Source organism: Arcticibacterium sp. SM2516 (assembly GCF_057914865.1).
Map to the genome: position 1 here is coordinate 5,187,472 of NZ_CP195290.1, position 18,118 is coordinate 5,205,589.

Genomic DNA, 18,118 nt, shown 5'->3' on the forward strand with positions numbered 1-18,118 from the left:
AACTAATATTTCGAAAGAACAATAGCCTTTACTTCTGCGACTTCTGAATTGGGAATAGAAAGAGCTGAAAGTACAATTTCGTTTGTACCTTTTGGAATCTTGATATTTCCAATTTTCATTTTTGCCCATTCCTTTTCATAGGCTTCTTTCCTTTTAACCCTGCCTGGACTATGTATTAAAGGAGCCTCGAATGCTTTGGAGATAGAACTGCTCACCTTTTGGTCGCCAATTTCTAATTTGATTTCAGAATTTATGGATGACTCAGGGCAATTGTAAATTAAGTATGCATTAAGCTTGGTTTCCTCTGTGGAACTGATTAACCAGCTCATTTGGTCTTTGGTAGATGTCCAGTTTTTTAGCCAATCATGTGCCCAGCCATGCCCTTCCTCATATTTTAAATTTCCAGAAAATTGAGCTTCATAAGCTGGGAGTTCTATATATGCAGTATTGACTGATATAGGTTTTACAGATTGGTAATTCTTTGAGCTCTCTTTAAACCAATGGAGGTACTTATTAAATAGGTCATCAGTAATTGAACTGTTGGCACTGGCAAGGTCTATTTTCTGTGAGGGGTCTGTTTTTAGTTGATAAAGTTCCGGCTTTTTGCCCTTATAAACCATCAAGTTTTCGCCTATTCTTAAAGCTCCTGGATTGTCTTTTAATTCTTTCTCTAAAAAGGCCACATGACTAAATATTTCTCTTTCTGGTATTTCTATTTCCGAGTCTAACAATACGTTTGCCAGACTTATGCCGTCCATACCTTTTTTAGAAGCTTGCTCAATACCACAAAGCTCCTTGAGTGTTGGTAACCAGTCAATGTGTGCGGCAAGCCCTTCAATTTTCCTTCCTTTCGCTATTTTATTTGGCCAGTTGATCATGGCAGGTACTCTTACGCCACCTTCATCCACATGGCCTTTTACACCTTTCATTTCGCCATTATAACGTACACCGTTTGGTCCATTGTCAGACATAAAAACGATGATGGTGTTTTCTGATAATCCTTCCTTCTCCAGTTTTTCTAGTAATCTTCCAATATTGAAGTCCACGTTATCTACCATACCATAAATGGTGGAGAGTTCATCTTCTAAGCCTTTCGCTTTATACTTGTCAAAATAGCGGTCTGGCACTTGAAAAGGGCTATGAGGGGCATTATAAGGAACATAGCATAGGAAAGGTTCGTCCTTATTTCTATCTATAAAGTCTATGGCTTTGTCTGTCAAATAATCTGTGATGAATCCTGTACTCTGAATTTCGGTATTATTACTATCTAGTTTAGTGTCAAAATAGTTGCTCCAATGTCCGGCACAAAAGCCTATAAATTCATCAAAGCCTTGGTCTGTTGGGCGGTTTGGGTAATGCGAGCCATTATGCCATTTGCCAAAAATACCCGTCTTATAGCCATTATTTTTAAAAACCTCGGCAATCGTCTCTTCTTCTGAGTCCATAATCTCTAGGCCGTTAGAAACAGAAGTGGCTCCAGTTTTTAAGTGATATCTACCCGTCAATAAGCTGGCTCTGGTAGGTGCACAAAGTGGCGATACATAAAAGCGGTCAAACTCCGCTCCATTTTGGCTGAGTTGGTCTAGATGAGGTGTTTCAATAAACGTATTTCCATGACTACTCATATCTCCCCATCCTTGGTCATCTGTTAAAATGAAAAGGATGTTTGGTTTCTTTATCTCCTCTTTTTGACAAGAAAAAATAGTGAACGAGAAAAGAGAAAGAAACCATAAGGAGAATCGCATTGAAATAGGGTTTGTTGGAATTTATTTAAAAGTATAGAAAATTCCGAATCCACTGTTATTGTTTAAAGATGCGTTTAGGGATAAAATCGATATAGCGTTATGATTGGTATAATCAATATTAGCCAAACCAAAACCAGCAGTAAACATTAGATTTTCTTTAAAGTGATACATGAACCTAATGGGTGTGGCATAAAGGTTGATATTTACACCATAAGTATCTCCAAGGATAGCTGAAGCAGACCCTCCAATATATGGAGCAAGATATAATTTATCAACTAAAGGAATGAATTTACCACGTTCCACAGATGGTCCTATCGAAATGGAATTGTTTAAATTATTAGTGGGATGGAGGGTAAACTTTCCGCCAAAGGCCCAGTAGGTATTGTCAGACTTGATTTTCCCAAATAATAGGGAAGCGTTTAATGCAGTAAAATCGTTGTTTGTTCCAGAGATAATTTCTGCAGTCAAATTCCCATTAACTATTTTTCTGCCGGCCAAATCTTGGGCATGAGCCAAATGAGAACATAGAACAAGGGATACTAAGAAAAAGAAGTGTTTCATAATGTGATATTTAATTTTTGGATTGCGAAAATAAAATTAAATATTTTGAAAACAATACATCTCCTATCAATTTATTTTATAAACGAATAGGAGATGTATAATGAGCTTAAGTAGCTTATTTAGCCCTTTTTACCAGTTCTTCTCTTGATATTTTTAGGTCACGGCCAATGGCTGTGCCGTTTCTGAAAGTTTGAGTTCTTAAGCTTAAATCGCCTTCCGGAACTTCAAAAGTACCTTCGTATTTTTTTCCAAACTGCACGGGGTAAGTATTGTCAATGGTATAGAAAATTTCTGTATTGGCGATATCATTTTCTAAGGTTACTAGTAGTTTATCTCCGTCTTTTGTGACCGTGACAATTGGGTCTAGTACGGCTTGGGAAATATTCGTTTTAGAGGCCTCAAATCTTCCGAAATGATGTTCAGTTCGCTGTAGAAAGAAGTCGTAATTCTTATTTTCTTTAGGAGTCCAAAAAGTTTCTGCTAATGCAAAAGCACGTGGATAGGTCATATGAAAAGCATATTGGATATTGGGAATAACTTCCGTCCATAGGTTTCCTTGTCCTCCTAAAATGTATTTGGCATCCACTTCATCTGGAACAGGCTCAAAAGAATAACTTTTCTTTAAGCTCAAGCTGGCGTAAATTGGATTTTCTAAAGAGGGGTCACCCTGGGTATAATCTAAGTAGGCGAAAGTGGTAGGTGTCATTACTACGTTATGGCCAAGCTTAGCAGCTTCTATACCACCTTTCATACCTTGCCAGCTCATAACAGCTGCTCCTTCAGAAAGGCCACCTTCTAAAATTTCGTCCCATCCAATCATCTTTTTACCTTTGCTGTTAATGATTTTCTGCACACGTGTTACAAAGTAGCTTTGAAGTTCATGGGTGTTTTTTATACCGTTTTTCTTCATGAATTTTTGTACTTCAGCACTTTCTTCCCAGTAGCCGTGGTAACACTCATCGCCACCCATATGGATGTATTGATTTGGGAAAAGTGCAGCCACTTCAGTCATCACTTTATCCACAAATTCATAGACCTTTTCGTCTGCTGGATTCAGAGTATTTTCTATCAGCATTTTGAAATGTGGTCCCGTCCAATCTGCAAAATAGCCGCCGGGATTCACCACTTTAGGCTCTTTTTTGGTGGAAAGTTCGGGATATGCTGCCAAAACTGCCATGCTGTGACCTGGAATGTCAATTTCTGGAACGATGGTAATATTCCTTTCGGCGGCATATTTTATGACGTCTTTAATTTGCTCCTGGGTATAGAAACCACCTTCAGTTGCTTTTTCTCCTTCTTTAGGAAAAGGTCTGTCTACACCAAAACGACCGTGTCTTGGAACTCTCCAAGCACCAATTTCTGTCAGTTTTGGCAATGACTTAATCTCTATTCTCCAGCCTTCGTCATCTGTTAAGTGCCAGTGGAAAACATTCAATTTATATTGAGCCATTTTATCCAAGTAGGCTTTCACATCCTCTACAGAAAAGAAATGTCTGCTAACATCCAGCATTAATCCCCTCCACCCAAATCTTGGGTAATCGGTGATTTTACAGCCAGAAATCATGCCCATACCCATGCCATAAGCGTCTGTCATTTCAAACTCTCTTGGCAAAAGTTGGCGAAGAGTTTGGAATGCGTTAAAAATACCAGCAGGTTCATTGGCATTGAGCAAGATTTGATCCTCTTTTACTTCCAAGGTGTATCCTTCTTTAGCTAATTCTGCATTAGAATTTAAAGAAATGCGAATCACCTTCTCGGTATTGGAAGGTGTTGAAACATTTTTGAAATTTATTTTAGTGCCAGAATTTGCCAGAAAGCTTTGAAAATTTTCGGCGTATTTTTTTACTTCCGCATTATCGGTTTTTAAATCAAGGCTCACCTGATTGTCCAACATAAACAATACATCTGTCTGCTCAAAGCTTACAGGAGCAGGTATTATCTGATGTTGGGCAAAGGCAGAAGCCGTCGTCAGAATTAATAGGAAGAGATTAAAGATTCTTTTCATTTTTTATTGATAGGTTTCCTATCAAAGTTATTAAAATATTTTAATAACTACATTGTAAAAAAAATCTGCCTCTTAAAAGAATGATGAAGAAGTAGGAAAGGGACTATCTTAAATTAGTCCAAGCTCCTGCGTCATAAAGGTTTTCCATACCCTTGCTTTTTAAAATGGCTTTTGCCCTTGCAGAACGCATCCCAGAAGCACAGCACAATATAATAGGCTTCTTGATCTTCTGAATTGTTGAAAAATTGGAGTCCAGAGCATCTAAAGGGTAGTTTAGGGCTTTTGGTGCATGGCCTCCTTTAAATTCGCCAACCGATCTTACGTCGATGATGACGGCACCATTGTTTACGAGTTCCTTTAATTCTTCTGTGTTTCCGCCAAGCATATTTTTGATAAATTCAAACATCGTTTTTTGTGTTTAATTGGATAGCAAAAGTATGGAACACTTTCTACGGAATTTGTGAGTTTAGTTACACAGCTGTTATCTGAAGAAGATGACCAAGGCACCCAAAATGGTTAAACCTAAAATGAGCTTTCGGTAGGAATCGTTATTGATTTTCTTGACTATCCTTACACCCACGAAGAAACCTGCAATCATTATGGGAGCAAGAAAAAGGTCAATCTTAAATGTGTTGAGGCTAATGGTTTCCCAGGAAAATATGTGAAATGGTACTTTGAAGAGGTTTATGAAGAGAAACATCCAAGACACAGTTCCTATAAATTCATTTTTAGGGAATTTTAAAATGAGAAAATAGATATTAGAAAAGGAGCCTGCCAGATTGCCTATCATAGTGGTAAAGCCTGTGACTAAGCCCATGGTGCTGGAAAACAAAATACCTTTGGGTAGCGTTTCAGACTTTCTTCTTTCCCACCAGATTAATAGACCTACTGCAGAGAGAATAATGACAGCCATTATTCTTTTAAAGGTAGTTTCGTCAATGTCTTTTCCAATATACCAGCCGAACAGTACACCTGCTATCATCCAAGGCATGAGTATTCTGAAATGCTGCCATTGGGCGTGCCTGTTGTAATAGATAACCGCCATTACATCCGCCATACAGAGTAAGGGTAGTACTATACCAGTGGAGGCCTTTGAACCAAAAACCAAGGCCATAATGGTGACGTTCATGACATCAACTCCTCTTAATCCAGCCTTGGAAAAGCCCACTATAAAAGATGCAAAAAATACGAAAGCCCATTCTAGTAGGCTATGGTCTGAGAGAAAGTCCAAAATATGCTGAGATTTATGAGATTCTTAAAGATAGTTTTTATCTCTTAAAAACGTTTAAGAAAGGATACCGCTTTGTTTTACTTCTTTCACCACAAATAAGCTTTGGGCGTTTCCAATGTTTGCCAAGGCGGAAAGTTTATCCAGAATAAAGACTTTATATTCGTCCATGTCTTCTACTATGATTTTAAGCAGAAAATCTGCCCCTCCAGAAATACAATAGCACTCTACCACCTCAGGGAGGGTTTGAATATCTTTCTCAAATTTTAAAAGAAACTCCGCTGCATGTTCTTTTAAACTGACGTTACAAAACACTAAGAGATTTTTGTGAAGTTTTTTTCTGTTTAGTTCTATGGTGTATTTCTCAATAATACCATCCCTTCTCAGTCTTTTAATTCGTTCATGAACAGGAGTGGTGGTAAGGTTAAGTTCCGCTGCAATTTCTTTATTGGTGCATAAGCCATCTTTGACCAATAGCTTAAGTATTTTTAAATCAACAGGGTCTATGTGATTCATAGGAAAATATTCTGTTTAATGTCGATTCTGATATTGCATATTCTTTTCTGCTCTCAAATAAAGACATTAGTAGGAAAATAGTCTAAGTTTCTGACATAAATGTTTTATTGATTTTGGCGGTTTATTTCAAAAAAAAGACCCCCATTTTGGTAAATGAGGGTCATGCTGATTTTTAGGTTATTGATGTAAAAGTAATTTAAGCTCGGTTTTCGCTTACGCTTGTTTTTCCTGTTTTAAAATGTAGTTTGGAGGCCAGCACAGGAACTAATCCTAAAACCATGAGACCTACGCCTAACATAGTCACCATCCAGATATCTGTAAAATAGGCACCTGCGGTTAATATGGTTAAAATTAGAGCAGTAGAAAATGGTAAAGAAATGGCTAAAACCATAATGGCAAGCTCTGAATTAAAAGTTCTTTTTTCTGCTGGAATGTTCATGCTTTCCTCTTTAGCCTGAAAGAATGAAATATGTGCAAATGGCCAGAAACTAACACAGCTTAACGGCACAATGATGATTAGTAAAACATGGTTATATGCCGAAATGCCTGTTGCCGCAATAAATATGGCACTTACAATAAGGCTTAAGCCAGCTCTCATGCTTAAAAGAGAAAGTACCAACTTCTTTTTACCTTCTTTTAAATTTACAGCTAAACCGATGAAGATAAGTACCAAAGGCGTCATGATGGCACTGGTCTTGTCAAAAACGCCAGATATAATTTCTGGGAGGGTCTGATAATTGATGCCAAAACTCAATAATAAGATAGCGGCCACCAAGATGATATTAATAGGCTCTTGGGCTAAACTTGATAGCAGTGATTTTATTTTTTCCTTGACATTCGAATTTTCTGAACCTGTGTTTTTCAACGACATGTTCATGGCTATAATGTAGAGAAAGATGAGAACAAAAAACTTATTTCCGATATCGGCCATTGCGGCCATAGCTAGACTCTCTTCTCCAAGAAATTCAATGATAAAAGGAAAGCAAGATAAGCCAGGAGCCAATGAAGGAATCAAAAGGGTTAAGGTTCTGGAACTCGCAGAATCTTTAGCTATACCACATAGCGAAAGAAGAGCAGGTGTACTTAAATATAAAATGAAGTTAAATAGGAGAGCTACTACTGGAATGAAAAGAAGAGAGGCATCTAAATCAATCTTCATGATAGCAATAAAAATAGTAGCTGGCAGTGCCACAGAGAGCACAATTTCCTTTATACCGTTGACTTTGTCTTTTGAACCGAATTTGGCTTTAATGACAAAACCAACTCCGATCAATAATATAAGGGTAATGGTTTTTATGATAGCTTCGTTCATTGGATTAAATATTTAAATAAAACAGGTCAGTAGAAATCTACTGAACCTGCTTTGAAAGGATTGATCAACTTAAAGTTTTAAGAGCACTTACGAACATTTTCATTTCGTCCATGGTACCGAAACTTACACGACACATGTCTTTATCAAAAATGGTGAATGCTCTACAGCCTACGCCATGGTCACGCATTTTGCCTAAGAATTCTTTACCATCCATGTTTATCTGGAACATCATGAAGTTTGTAAAAGAAGGAATTGGATCGTAACCCATTTCTTTCACCGCTGCCATTGTATATTTCTTGGCCGCGTCATTCTTTGTTTTCGTCATTTCTTGGAAACCATCATCACCATAAGCAGCTATAGCAGCATGGATAGATGTTAGGGAAATACCCATTCCACCACGTGTAACACTTGAGATTTCGTCAATAAATTCTGGCTGAGCCAACATGAAACCAATTCTTAAACCGGCCATTCCCATGATTTTAGAGAATGTACGACAAACGATAACATTATAACCGTCTTTTACCAATGGAGACTGTGTAACAGCTTCTGGACCGTAAGCTAATTCCATGTATGCCTCGTCAATGAAAATCGGAACTGTTTTAGATACTTTTTTACAGAATGCTTCTAAGTCTTTAGCAGCAGTCATGGTTCCAACAGGGTTGTTTGGGTTGCAGATGTAAACCAATTTGGTTTCTGAATCTACAGCTTTAGCCATAGCATCTAAATCATGAGACCAGTCAGAAGTACATGGAATAGCTTTCCAAGTAGCTCCAACTCTTTCAGCAACACGAATCAAAGACATATAAGTAGGATCTGCAGAAACAATGTTTCCACCACCATTCATGAAACGAACTAAGGCTACTTTTTCTAAAAGGTCAGAAGAACCAGGTCCCATCATTAGGTGCTTGGTAGTTACACCTTCTTTCTTAGCAATCATATCCATCAACGTAGCCATTTCACTCCATGCGTAACGGTTACCACCATTTACAGAATCGATAACCGCTTGCTTAGCACTAGCTGGTGGGCCATAAGGGTTTTCGTTTGATGTAAGTTTGGCTACGATTTCTGGTGCGAAATTCTCATCTACAAAATACTCTCTAGCTAATGGGCTATAGATAAGTCTGTTGCTAGAGTCAAGTTTAAAAGGGGTATTTGAGAATGCTCCTTTTGCGATGTGAGGTGCCAAGGCCATGCCTCCAAGAGACATTAAACCTGTCTTAAGCATGTTTCTGCGATTAAGAGATTTTTTCATTTTTACTGTTTTTTATTTGATCAATTCAGAGTTTAAAAAAATTCGGAGCCCTCCTAAAAGGGCTCCAAAAGGTTAGTTTGAGGCTAGTTTAAATAATTTGGTAAATGCCACATCTTTGTAAGTACCAGAAGCACTTAACGAAACGGTTGAGCCAGCAGAGGTGATTCCTAGTGAAGACCACGGTACTTCTATTGAAGCTAAACCATCTGATCCAGTAGTAAACGTCCCTACTTCAGCACCACCTCTAAATTTCACTAATAGAGATACTGATGCCAATGGAATGGAGTCAATGCCTTTAGTGTAATCCAAGATGTTCGTTTTGTCAAGCTCCATAACTTTGAGGCTTAGTTTCGCCATATCTCCGTAAGTGGCAGATATGGTGGGGTCTGTTGATAGTCCGGAGGTAGGTGTACCGTTAGTGCCTATCGCCTGTATTAATACTGGAGATACTATGCGGTCCACAAATGGGTCCTGCTTTTCACACGCCAGGAAAGTGGCAGCTAGAGCGAATGCTATGATGAAATTTGATATTCTTTTCATTGTCTTAAGTTTTTTTGATTCAAAAAATTACTCTGCCCACCAAAGCTTAGTTTGCATGTTGTCTGGGCCTCCGTTTAGGCTAACACCTGCATCTAACCTTACTTTGTTTAGAGAATACTCAGTAGTAGGATAAGGAAGACGCGTAGGGATAATACCGCCGTTCTCGAATATTGCCCTAGGGTCTGCAGCTGGAATCTCAGGGAAACCAGTTCTACGATATTCTGTCCATGCCTCTACGCCTTGTCCGAAAAGAGCCACCCATTTTTGAGTCATTAGGGTCTTTTTTGTCAATGCTCCTAGAGAAGTATCAAAACCACTTGGCATAGCCAATCCGTGAGAGCTAAATGAAGCTTCTAAGCCAGTTTTGAAGTAAGCACTGGCGTCTCCAGAGATGTCACCATCTAAGGCCGCTTCTGCTAAAACGAAGTTCAATTCACTATAGGTCATCAATATACTTGGAGCTGTTGCTGCACTATATTTGCTTTGCAAAATAGAAGCGGAGCTTAAGTATGTGGTGGCTATGGCATCTGGAAGTCCGTTTGGTATTCCATTATACCCACCGTTAACAGAGGTTGCAATAGCTGCTATCCTTGGGTCAGAAGTAGAATTCATTAAGTCAACGAAAGTCTTACTCATGCTCCAGTCTGTACGACCTCCTTGTACCATTACTTCATTCCAGCTATTGTTACTTGGTCTAGTAGCCGTATGCACTAATTGTGCATTGTCAGCATTGCTAGTGAAAATAGGATAGGTAGAAGGAGAACCTAAAATCTCCGCCATGATGGCTTTAGATTCAGCAGACTTCTTAGCTGCTTGTCTGTTTGCTAATTTTAAACGAAGAGAGTTAGCAAATTTCTTCCACTTTAGGATGTCACCTTTGTAAAGGATGTCACCTGCTACTGTAGGGCCGCCAACTTTAAGCTTTTCATTGGCCAATTTTAAATCGGCTAACAAACCAGCGTATACAACTTCCATAGCGTCATATTCTGGCGTATAGATAGGCTCTGCTGCAGTTCCTGATACCGCTTGAGAATAAGGTACGGCACCATACATATCTGTAAGTAAAGAATATACCCAAGACTTCATCACTAAAGCAATTCCTTCATAGTTGGTATTTGGGTTTAAGCCATCTGTACCTGTAAGGGTTTCTATTCTTTGAAAGTTAGTAAGACCTTCATTATATAGAGACTCCCAAGTGCTGTTATAGAACCCTGGAGTTATACCATAACTGTCACCTTCGTTCGAGTAGATGTTTCTTGCTAAGTATTGAATCCAGAGCATAGCTCCATCAAGATTTAATCTTTCGAAACGTGTGGTTCCTCCCCAGTACCTATCCACTGATTGCTCAATGGCGTAAGGTAGGAGATACTGTGACCCAATCGCAGTTGGATTATTAGGGTCGGTGTTTAGTTCTTCGAAATCACCTGTGCATGCATTCGTCAAAGTCAACATGATTCCAGCAAGAGCAGATAGAAATACTTTATTATTTATTTTCATTTTCTTGTCAATTTTTTAGTGATTAAAATCCTAGAGACAGGTTGAAGCCCATGCTTCTTGAGTTAGGAAGCTGTCCGTAAGAAAATCCTTGAGAGTTGCCACCATATGAATCCACTTCTGGGTCAATGTGAGGTGCATTAGAGAAAAGTAATAGCACGTTACGACCTACTAAAGAAAGTTTGGCGTTTTGAATTTTGGCTTTTTGTAATAAGGCAGAGCTGAAAGTATACCCTAGAGAAAGTTCTCTAAGTTTTACATATGTTCCGTCAAAAATAGCCGCTTCATGATATCTTCTTGGGTTGTTATAACCATAGAATTGATTTCCAGCAACCATCACCGTATTTGGTACATATTCTGGGCTTTCGGTAGTTCCTACGTTCATAACACCCTTTCCTATCACACCTTCTTCACGACCAATAGCTGTTTCAGCATATTGTCCTGTCCATCTTGCAGTAGCGGTACCTTCGTCAAAGAAGTCTCCACCAAATCTGGCATCTATAAGAGCAGAAAGAGAGATGTTCTTATAACTTAATGTATTCGAGAATCCACCTGTCCAGTCTGGCTGAACGTTTCCTAATATTTGAGGAGTACTTTCTACTTGAGGTAAGCCATCTTTATAAATTATCTGTCCGTCTGGGCTCTTGGCAAAACCAATTCCAAAAAGAGTACCATAAGGCTGACCAATGGTAGCAACCGAAGATAAACCTCTAGTGGATACCAATGTATAAGTATCTAAACCTTCTGCTAATTCTAATACCTTGTTTTTGTTTTTAGCATAGTTTAAAGACACATCCCATTTGAAACCAGAATTAGATTCAAATGCTGTTCCACTAAGGCTAATTTCAATACCGCTGTTATTTACTTTTCCTGCATTAAGAACTCTAGAATTATAACCACTCGCTTTTGAAATTTCAACACCTAAGATTTGATTTTTAGTGGTTTGGTCATAGTAAGTAATGTCTAATCCTAAACGACTCTTGAAGAATCTCAAGTCAGCTCCTAATTCTATTCCAGTCGTGATTTCTGGCTTTAAAAAGGCATTAGCGATTTCTGTATTTTCAGAATATTCTGGAACAGAACCATCCCAAGAGCCTTCTGCACTGAAAGTTTGGCTTAACTGATAAGGATTTGCATCGTTTCCAACTTGTGCCCAGCTAGCTCTTAGTTTACCGAAAGATAGTATCGGGCTATTGATGTCTAATAAGTCTGTAACTACAGCACTAAGCGAAGCAGAAGGGTAGAAGTAAGAATTGTTACCGTTTGGTAAAGTACTCGACCAGTCATTTCTAGCTGTTAAGTCTAAGAATAATGCGTTTAAATAACCCATTTGAAAAGAACCATATACACTCTGTACCTCTGATTCTTTGATAGTACTTGCTGCCGTGTTTTGACTTGGGTTACCATTTGAAAGGTTATAAATACCATCCACAACCAATTCACCAACGTAAGTATAGTTATACTTATAGTAATTTGATCTTACTGCTCCACCTGCTTGGCCTACAAAAGAGAAATCATTGCTGAACATTTTGTCGTAAGACAAAAGGAAATCATGATTATTTTCTTGCTCTCTCATCACCGTTTCAGAATATCTACCTGGAGATGTATTTCCGTTTCTTGTACGTTCAAAACTTGAAACATTAATTCTAGTGTCTGTCCAAACATCAGTACCAGACCTAAGCATTAGGTTAAGGTTATCCGTGATTTTTGCTTGAATAGAAATATTACCCAATAAACGGTCTTTGTCATTCGTAGATGGTAAAAGCTCGTTCGTGTAATATGGGTTTGTGAAATACGTGTGTTGCCAGTTTGGTGGGTCTGTGTCTCCTACTTTTTGAATATGAGTATCTACATAATCAGACCAGTTGGCCAATTGATCCCAAGAGATATGACGGTGAGCCCAGATAAACTGAGAACCAGATTGATAGTTTCTATTACCACCAGTTTTGATGTAATCAGCGTTAAAGTTAGCTTTTAACCATTTTGTTAAATTGTATCCAGACGACAAAGTAAAGTTGTCTCTGTTATAATCATTATAGGCTGCAATACCTTTTTGATTTAATTTGCTATAGCTTAATCTGAAATTACCTTCTTCATTTCCTCCTGAAAGAGACAGGCTGTTTGTAAGTGTAGTTCCTGTTTCCCAGAACTCTTCCCAGTTGTTTGGTTGAGGCGTTAATGGAGCTACATCAGTACCTGTCCACCATTGTCTTACCAATCTGCCGTCTAAAGGAGCACCCCAGCTTTCGTCTGTACCGGCAGTTCCTGTAGTACCTCCTGGTACTAAATTTCCGTATGCTGCTTGGTATTGGTCATATGCATCTGGCTTTATAACACCACTCCATCCATCTGAGTACCATGTTCTATAGCCGTTTCCACCGCCATAAGTATTCTGAAAATCAGGCTTAACAAAAGGTCTTTCTACAGTGAAGTTTGCATTGTATTCAACACCAATTCCTTTTGTTGAACTACCATCTTTAGTGGTAATTAAGATGACACCATTGGCCGCTCTAGAACCGTAAAGTGCTGCTGCATTTGGTCCTTTAAGAACCGACATCGTTTTGATATTGTCAGGGTTTACCTCAGAAATACCACCACCATACGTGTTGCTGGTAGTTTGCTGCATTGGCACACCATTAATAACTATCAATGGTTGGTTATTTCCAGAAACAGAAGAAGAACCTCTTATCTGGATGTTAGAGCCACTACCTGGACCTCCGTTACTAGATATACGTACACCAGCTATCTTACCAGAAAGTCCATTAACTACGTTATTAGATCTTGATTCTGTTAAAGATTCGCCAGATACTTCTTGTTGAGAGAAACCTAAAGATTTCTTTTCTCTACTAATTCCTAATGCAGTTACTACCACTTCATTAAGAAGTTTATTGTCAGATTTTAGTAAAACATCAAAAGTTGTTTTGTTTCCTACTGCTATTTCTTGAGTAGCAAATGCAATGGCACTAAAAACTAAGATAGATTCTTTAGAAGGAGCTTTTAACGTAAATTTACCGTCAAAATCTGATATAGTACCAGTGGTGGTACCTTTGATAGCAATGGATACACCTGGTAAGGGACCGTCCTCTGCGGAAGACACTACCCCCGAGATAGTCTGAGCATTTGCCATGAAGGCACAAAGCAGCAGAACTAACACTCTTTTAAATAGTACAACTTTTTTCATTTAGGTTCAGTTTAGCTTAAGATTTATTGTTCAAGTTTTTAAATGTTTTCCCCGCCCGGAAAATGGAGTTCCCCGACCGCTCGGTTCTTAACATTGACCTGAGGCGGAGAAAACATTTTATTTTTGAATTCACGATTTGTAATGCTCGTGAACAAGTTTCTTAAGATTAGTTTAGAATAATTATTACCACACTAGACACTATTGTTCACAATTGCCATGCTACCAGCATAGCTGTTGTAAAACTTTCGCCATTGTTGCGGTCGGGATGGGAAGTTTCGCTTGCTAAATTCTGTATTGTTTCTAAATACAGTTCAAGTGTACTGCTCTTAATGTATTTAAAAAAATTAAATATGGCAAAAATGAACAAATGCCATAAAAAAGATAGATGATTATAACATAATATTAAATAAATACAATACTTGATCAGAAAGTAGGAGATATGGGTTGAGTTGATCCATCTTTCTTCGTGTTGTATTATTCCAATATTAAAAAAAATATATTTGAGGTGGAATCAATTTTAATTGGAAGCCATTTATACTTTAAAATGTGTGATTTAGATATCTTATTAGTACTTTGAAACAAAAAAAACCCCCTTTGCTAATAGCAAGGGGGGCTGAAGTTATAAGTCTTAAAATGCTTTAAATTAGTGCTTTTTCAGGAAATCCAGTTTTCAATATCTTCCTTAGAAGGTAGTTTAGCGTCAATTTTTAGTTTTTTACGCATTCCGCCTAAGTCATTAAATATTTTATTCGGATTGGCTTCTTTTAAAGCCTCTATAGTCAAAATTCCCATTTTCTGAAGAGCAGGAATCCATTCTTCTGACACACCAGCTGCAGTATATTCTGCGGTGGTAGCGGCATGTGATTTTTTCTCAGGTCTCATTTGAGGGAAAAATAATACTTCTTGAATACTGCTATTGTTCGTCAAAAACATCGTGAGTCTGTCTATCCCTATACCAATACCTGAGGTAGGTGGCATTCCATATTCTAGTGACCTTAGGAAGTCGTCATCCATGGCCATGGCTTCTTCATCTCCTCTGGCAGCTAGTTTTAGTTGGTCCTCAAAACGCTCTTTTTGGTCAATAGGATCATTAAGCTCGGTATAAGCATTGGCTAGCTCTTTACCATTAACAAAGAGCTCAAAACGCTCTACTAAGCCCTCTTTAGACCTATGTTTTTTAGTTAAAGGAGACATTTCTACAGGATAGTCAATAATGAATGTCGGCTGTATCAAATGGGCCTCTACTTTCTCTCCGAAAATTTCGTCAATCAATTTGGCCTTACCCATAGAATCGTCAATCTCTATACCCCACTGCTTACAATAATCACGTGTCTCTTCTTCAGAAAGGTCTGTAAGGTCCACACCTGTATACTTTTCAATAGAACCCAGGATGCTTAATCTTTCAAAAGGTCCTGCAAAGTTGATTTCGTTTTCACCAAGAGGGAAAGTTGTTTTACCATGCACCGCTATGGCTACTTTTTCAAGAATGGTTTCGGTCATGTCCATCATCCATTCGTAGTCTTTATAAGCTACGTAGAATTCTAGAGCGGTATATTCTGGGTTATGGGTACGGTCCATACCTTCATTTCTGAACATTTTACCAAACTCATATACGCCGTCAAATCCTCCAACTATCAACCTTTTCAAATAAAGCTCATTGGCAATTCTCATATAAAGAGGAATGTCCAATGTATTATGATGAGTTCCGAATGGTTTTGCGGCAGCACCACCATGTATGGGTTGTAAGATGGGCGTTTCTACTTCTAGCCAGCCTTCGGCGTCAAAAATGTTTCTCATAGTAGAGATAATCTTTGCTCTTTTAATAAAGGTGTCTTTAACCTCAGGATTTACGATAAGATCTACATAACGCTGACGAAATCTTAGTTCTGGGTCTGTGAAACCGTCATGAACATGACCGTCTTTGTCTCTCTTTACGATTGGAAGAGGCTTGAGAGATTTGTTAAGTATTTTGAAAGATGTTACATGGATAGAAATTTCTCCTACCTGTGTGATAAAAGCATATCCCGTGATTCCAAGAATATCGCCAATGTCAAGCAATTTTTTGAAGACAATATTATACATGGTTTTGTCTTCATCTGGGCAAATGTCGTCTCTTCTGAAATAGACCTGGATTCTTCCAGAGCTATCTTGAAGTTCGGCAAAAGCTGCACTACCTTTTCCACGTACACTCATCAATCTACCCGCAAGGCTTATTTGATTGAAATTTCCTTTTTCTGCGTCAAAGCCTGCCTTTATTTCGGCAGAAGTTGCGTTGATTTCAAAAAGTTCTGGTGGATAGGGATTGATACCCATACCCATTAATTCTTCTCTCTTTTGCCTTCTAAGGATTTCTTGCTCGTTCAGTAACATCTGTATTAATCTTTGTATAATGAAATGATTAGGTCATTTCAAGCTCTCTTCTTTAAAAAGAACGCAAAATTATGAAATATTAATTAATGTCCGATGAACATTCCCTAGCTTTGAGCATGCTAAAAGTGGGACAACAGAATTTATTAAAGGTTTTAAGAGGAACGTCTGTAGGTTTTTACCTAGGTGACGACGAAAATAATGATGTGCTTTTGCCTCATAAATATATCCCTGAGAATCTAAATGTGGGTGACGATATAGACGTCTTTTTATATCGAGATTCTGAGGATAGGGTTATTGCCACTACACTAGAACCCTTAATTAAGCTTAATCAGTTCGCTTGTTTACAGGTAAGTGCCGCCACCAAAATTGGTGCTTTTCTTGACTGGGGTTTAGAAAAAGACCTTTTTGTTCCTTTTAGAGAGCAAAATCAAAAACTAAAAGAAGGAGACTATACGGTAGTTTATCTTTATTTAGATACCGAAACGGACAGGTTAGTAGGTTCATGTCGACTAAATAGGCACTTTGAGTTTGAAGACATTGACCTGAAAGAGGGCGAGGAGGTTGACTTACTTATTTTGGATAAAACCGACCTGGGTTATAATGTAGCTGTAAATCATAAATATCGTGGACTGATTTATGAAAATGAGATATTCCAAAGAGTAGCTTGGGGAGATACCACCAAAGGGTTTGTAAAAGTGGTTCGTGAAGACGGAAAAATTGATATTACCCTTCAAAAACAAGGCTTTGAAAACATCAATGAGCCTAACGCTAAGAAGATTTTGGAAACCTTAAAGGACCATGAAGGATTCCTTCCACTTTCAGATAAATCTGATTCTATGGAGATTCAGTCTTTATTAGAAATGAGTAAAAAATCTTTCAAAAGAGCTATCGGTAGCCTTTATAAACAAAAGCTAATTGTTATTGAACCAGAAGGGATAAAGTTGGTTTAATATATTATTCTACCTTATCTTTCTTCTTGTCTTTTCCTCCAAAAAGAGAAAAATGTACATATCGTCTCGGATTGTTTTTTAAATCAGAAAGAAGAGCGTCTAATGAAGCTGCGGTATTGTCTAAGTTAAGATAAAGTGAATCGTCAGAAGTAAGTTTTCCTAAGGTACCTTGACCGTTGTTTACATTAGCCAAGATATCTTGTAAACCACTAATAGCCGTGTTTAGGTTTGCTACGGTTTTTTCCAACTCTAGCGTACTTAGCTTTTGAGTAAATTCTCCAGCCTGCTGCATGATAGGGGCTATTTGAGCATCTAAGTTACCAGTTACTACGCCCAAATTTTCCGTAACAGTGGTTGCATTTGAAATGACTTTGGCTAAACCATTGGTATTTTGTGCTACCACCAAATTTAGACCATCAGTGGTTTTATTAGCCGAGGTTAATAATTCATTGAGAGCATAGCCTGTCTGGTCAAATTGTTTGATAACATGGTTTAGGTTGATAATTAAAGAGTCCACGTTTTGGAGAGCAGGTGTTATTTTAGAAATAGCGGCATCAGCCAGCCCCAGTTCTATGCCACCAATAATTTCTCCACCTTCTGGTAAACTGGCACCAGGAGCTATTTGAAGTTTAATCAGTTTACCACCAATAAGGCCATCGTCTACTAAAAGGGCTACAGTCTTATCTGTAATCTTTATTTGTTTCCTAACTGCGAGGGTCACTCTAATTTGGTCATTCTTTTGGTCTGTTTCTAACTTCATAACACGACCCACATTAACGCCTTTATAGGTTACAATGTTCGACGTCTTCAGTCCTTCAACATCTTTAAAAACCACTTTATACTCGTTTTCTGTAGAGAATAAATCCAATCCTTTGAGGTAATTGAAGCCAAGATATAGTACAACCAGCGAAATAATACCTAACAAACCTACCTTCGCTTCCTTCGTTATTTTCATTTTTTGCTG

At 38.1% G+C, this 18,118-nt stretch carries 14 protein-coding genes; 1 reads left to right on the top strand and 13 read right to left on the bottom strand.

Translation table 11 applies throughout. The features are described from left to right. Positions 1 to 2 precede the first annotated feature (2 nt). The 12 genes from ACSBFT_RS21285 to lysS all read right to left on the bottom strand — a co-directional run bounded on the left by ACSBFT_RS21285 (position 3) and on the right by lysS (position 16,204). Entirely contained in the window at positions 3 to 1,745 is a 1,743-nt protein-coding gene (locus ACSBFT_RS21285; protein WP_489602353.1) for an arylsulfatase, read from the bottom strand. Positions 1,746 to 1,766: 21 nt separating this feature from the next. Beyond that, entirely contained in the window at positions 1,767 to 2,306 is a 540-nt protein-coding gene (locus ACSBFT_RS21290; RefSeq protein ID WP_489602354.1) for a hypothetical protein, read from the bottom strand. A gap of 115 nt (positions 2,307 to 2,421) precedes the next feature. After that, entirely contained in the window at positions 2,422 to 4,311 is a 1,890-nt protein-coding gene (locus ACSBFT_RS21295; RefSeq protein WP_489602355.1) for a beta-N-acetylhexosaminidase, read from the bottom strand. Positions 4,312 to 4,414: 103 nt separating this feature from the next. Next, complete coding sequence (locus tag ACSBFT_RS21300; protein WP_489602356.1) at positions 4,415 to 4,717, bottom strand: rhodanese-like domain-containing protein; 303 nt, start codon at positions 4,715 to 4,717, stop codon at positions 4,415 to 4,417. Between the two features lie 75 nt (positions 4,718 to 4,792). Beyond that, a complete protein-coding gene (locus ACSBFT_RS21305; protein ID WP_463046171.1) occupies positions 4,793 to 5,542 on the bottom strand; it encodes a sulfite exporter TauE/SafE family protein in 750 nt (249 codons plus the stop codon). A gap of 54 nt (positions 5,543 to 5,596) precedes the next feature. Beyond that, positions 5,597 to 6,055, bottom strand: a complete 459-nt coding sequence (locus tag ACSBFT_RS21310) for an Lrp/AsnC family transcriptional regulator (RefSeq protein ID WP_463046172.1) — start codon at positions 6,053 to 6,055, stop codon at positions 5,597 to 5,599. A gap of 196 nt (positions 6,056 to 6,251) precedes the next feature. After that, positions 6,252 to 7,367 (bottom strand): AEC family transporter, encoded by a 1,116-nt coding sequence (locus tag ACSBFT_RS21315; RefSeq protein WP_489602357.1) that lies wholly within the window; start codon positions 7,365 to 7,367, stop codon positions 6,252 to 6,254. Positions 7,368 to 7,431: 64 nt separating this feature from the next. After that, a complete protein-coding gene (locus ACSBFT_RS21320) occupies positions 7,432 to 8,619 on the bottom strand; it encodes a pyridoxal phosphate-dependent aminotransferase (RefSeq protein WP_489602358.1) in 1,188 nt (395 codons plus the stop codon). 72 nt (positions 8,620 to 8,691) lie between these two features. After that, positions 8,692 to 9,159, bottom strand: a complete 468-nt coding sequence (locus tag ACSBFT_RS21325; protein ID WP_489602359.1) for a hypothetical protein — start codon at positions 9,157 to 9,159, stop codon at positions 8,692 to 8,694. A gap of 27 nt (positions 9,160 to 9,186) precedes the next feature. Further along, positions 9,187 to 10,656, bottom strand: coding sequence for a SusD/RagB family nutrient-binding outer membrane lipoprotein (locus ACSBFT_RS21330; protein ID WP_463046176.1), 1,470 nt, complete (start codon positions 10,654 to 10,656; stop codon positions 9,187 to 9,189). Positions 10,657 to 10,678: 22 nt separating this feature from the next. Then, positions 10,679 to 13,834: a SusC/RagA family TonB-linked outer membrane protein gene (locus ACSBFT_RS21335; RefSeq protein WP_489602360.1), complete on the bottom strand. Its 3,156-nt coding sequence runs from the start codon at positions 13,832 to 13,834 to the stop codon at positions 10,679 to 10,681. 654 nt (positions 13,835 to 14,488) lie between these two features. Beyond that, a complete protein-coding gene (gene lysS, locus ACSBFT_RS21340) occupies positions 14,489 to 16,204 on the bottom strand; it encodes a lysine--tRNA ligase (protein ID WP_489602361.1) in 1,716 nt (571 codons plus the stop codon). 86 nt (positions 16,205 to 16,290) lie between these two features. On the opposite strand from lysS, the gene ACSBFT_RS21345 reads away from it, so the two are divergent. Next, the gene (locus ACSBFT_RS21345) at positions 16,291 to 17,154 is read left to right on the top strand and encodes a CvfB family protein (RefSeq protein ID WP_463046179.1); all 864 of its coding nucleotides are present in this window, start codon (positions 16,291 to 16,293) and stop codon (positions 17,152 to 17,154) included. A gap of 4 nt (positions 17,155 to 17,158) precedes the next feature. Here ACSBFT_RS21345 and ACSBFT_RS21350 read toward each other — a convergent pair whose 3' ends face one another. Beyond that, positions 17,159 to 18,109 (bottom strand): MlaD family protein, encoded by a 951-nt coding sequence (locus ACSBFT_RS21350; protein ID WP_489602362.1) that lies wholly within the window; start codon positions 18,107 to 18,109, stop codon positions 17,159 to 17,161. Positions 18,110 to 18,118 lie beyond the last annotated feature (9 nt).

What these genes read in the sequence shown, in the direction of transcription:
- ACSBFT_RS21335 (WP_489602360.1), bottom strand. Translation starts at nt 13,834, where the DNA reads ATGAAAAAAGTTGTACTATTTAAAAGAGTGTTAGTTCTGCTGCTTTGT.
- ACSBFT_RS21325 (WP_489602359.1), bottom strand. Translation starts at nt 9,159, where the DNA reads ATGAAAAGAATATCAAATTTCATCATAGCATTCGCTCTAGCTGCCACT.
- ACSBFT_RS21310 (WP_463046172.1), bottom strand. Translation starts at nt 6,055, where the DNA reads ATGAATCACATAGACCCTGTTGATTTAAAAATACTTAAGCTATTGGTC.
- ACSBFT_RS21285 (WP_489602353.1), bottom strand. Translation starts at nt 1,745, where the DNA reads ATGCGATTCTCCTTATGGTTTCTTTCTCTTTTCTCGTTCACTATTTTT.
- ACSBFT_RS21300 (WP_489602356.1), bottom strand. Translation starts at nt 4,717, where the DNA reads ATGTTTGAATTTATCAAAAATATGCTTGGCGGAAACACAGAAGAATTA.
- ACSBFT_RS21330 (WP_463046176.1), bottom strand. Translation starts at nt 10,656, where the DNA reads ATGAAAATAAATAATAAAGTATTTCTATCTGCTCTTGCTGGAATCATG.
- ACSBFT_RS21350 (WP_489602362.1), bottom strand. Translation starts at nt 18,109, where the DNA reads ATGAAAATAACGAAGGAAGCGAAGGTAGGTTTGTTAGGTATTATTTCG.
- ACSBFT_RS21295 (WP_489602355.1), bottom strand. Translation starts at nt 4,311, where the DNA reads ATGAAAAGAATCTTTAATCTCTTCCTATTAATTCTGACGACGGCTTCT.
- lysS (WP_489602361.1), bottom strand. Translation starts at nt 16,204, where the DNA reads ATGTTACTGAACGAGCAAGAAATCCTTAGAAGGCAAAAGAGAGAAGAA.
- ACSBFT_RS21320 (WP_489602358.1), bottom strand. Translation starts at nt 8,619, where the DNA reads ATGAAAAAATCTCTTAATCGCAGAAACATGCTTAAGACAGGTTTAATG.
- ACSBFT_RS21345 (WP_463046179.1), top strand. Translation starts at nt 16,291, where the DNA reads ATGTCCGATGAACATTCCCTAGCTTTGAGCATGCTAAAAGTGGGACAA.
- ACSBFT_RS21315 (WP_489602357.1), bottom strand. Translation starts at nt 7,367, where the DNA reads ATGAACGAAGCTATCATAAAAACCATTACCCTTATATTATTGATCGGA.
- ACSBFT_RS21290 (WP_489602354.1), bottom strand. Translation starts at nt 2,306, where the DNA reads ATGAAACACTTCTTTTTCTTAGTATCCCTTGTTCTATGTTCTCATTTG.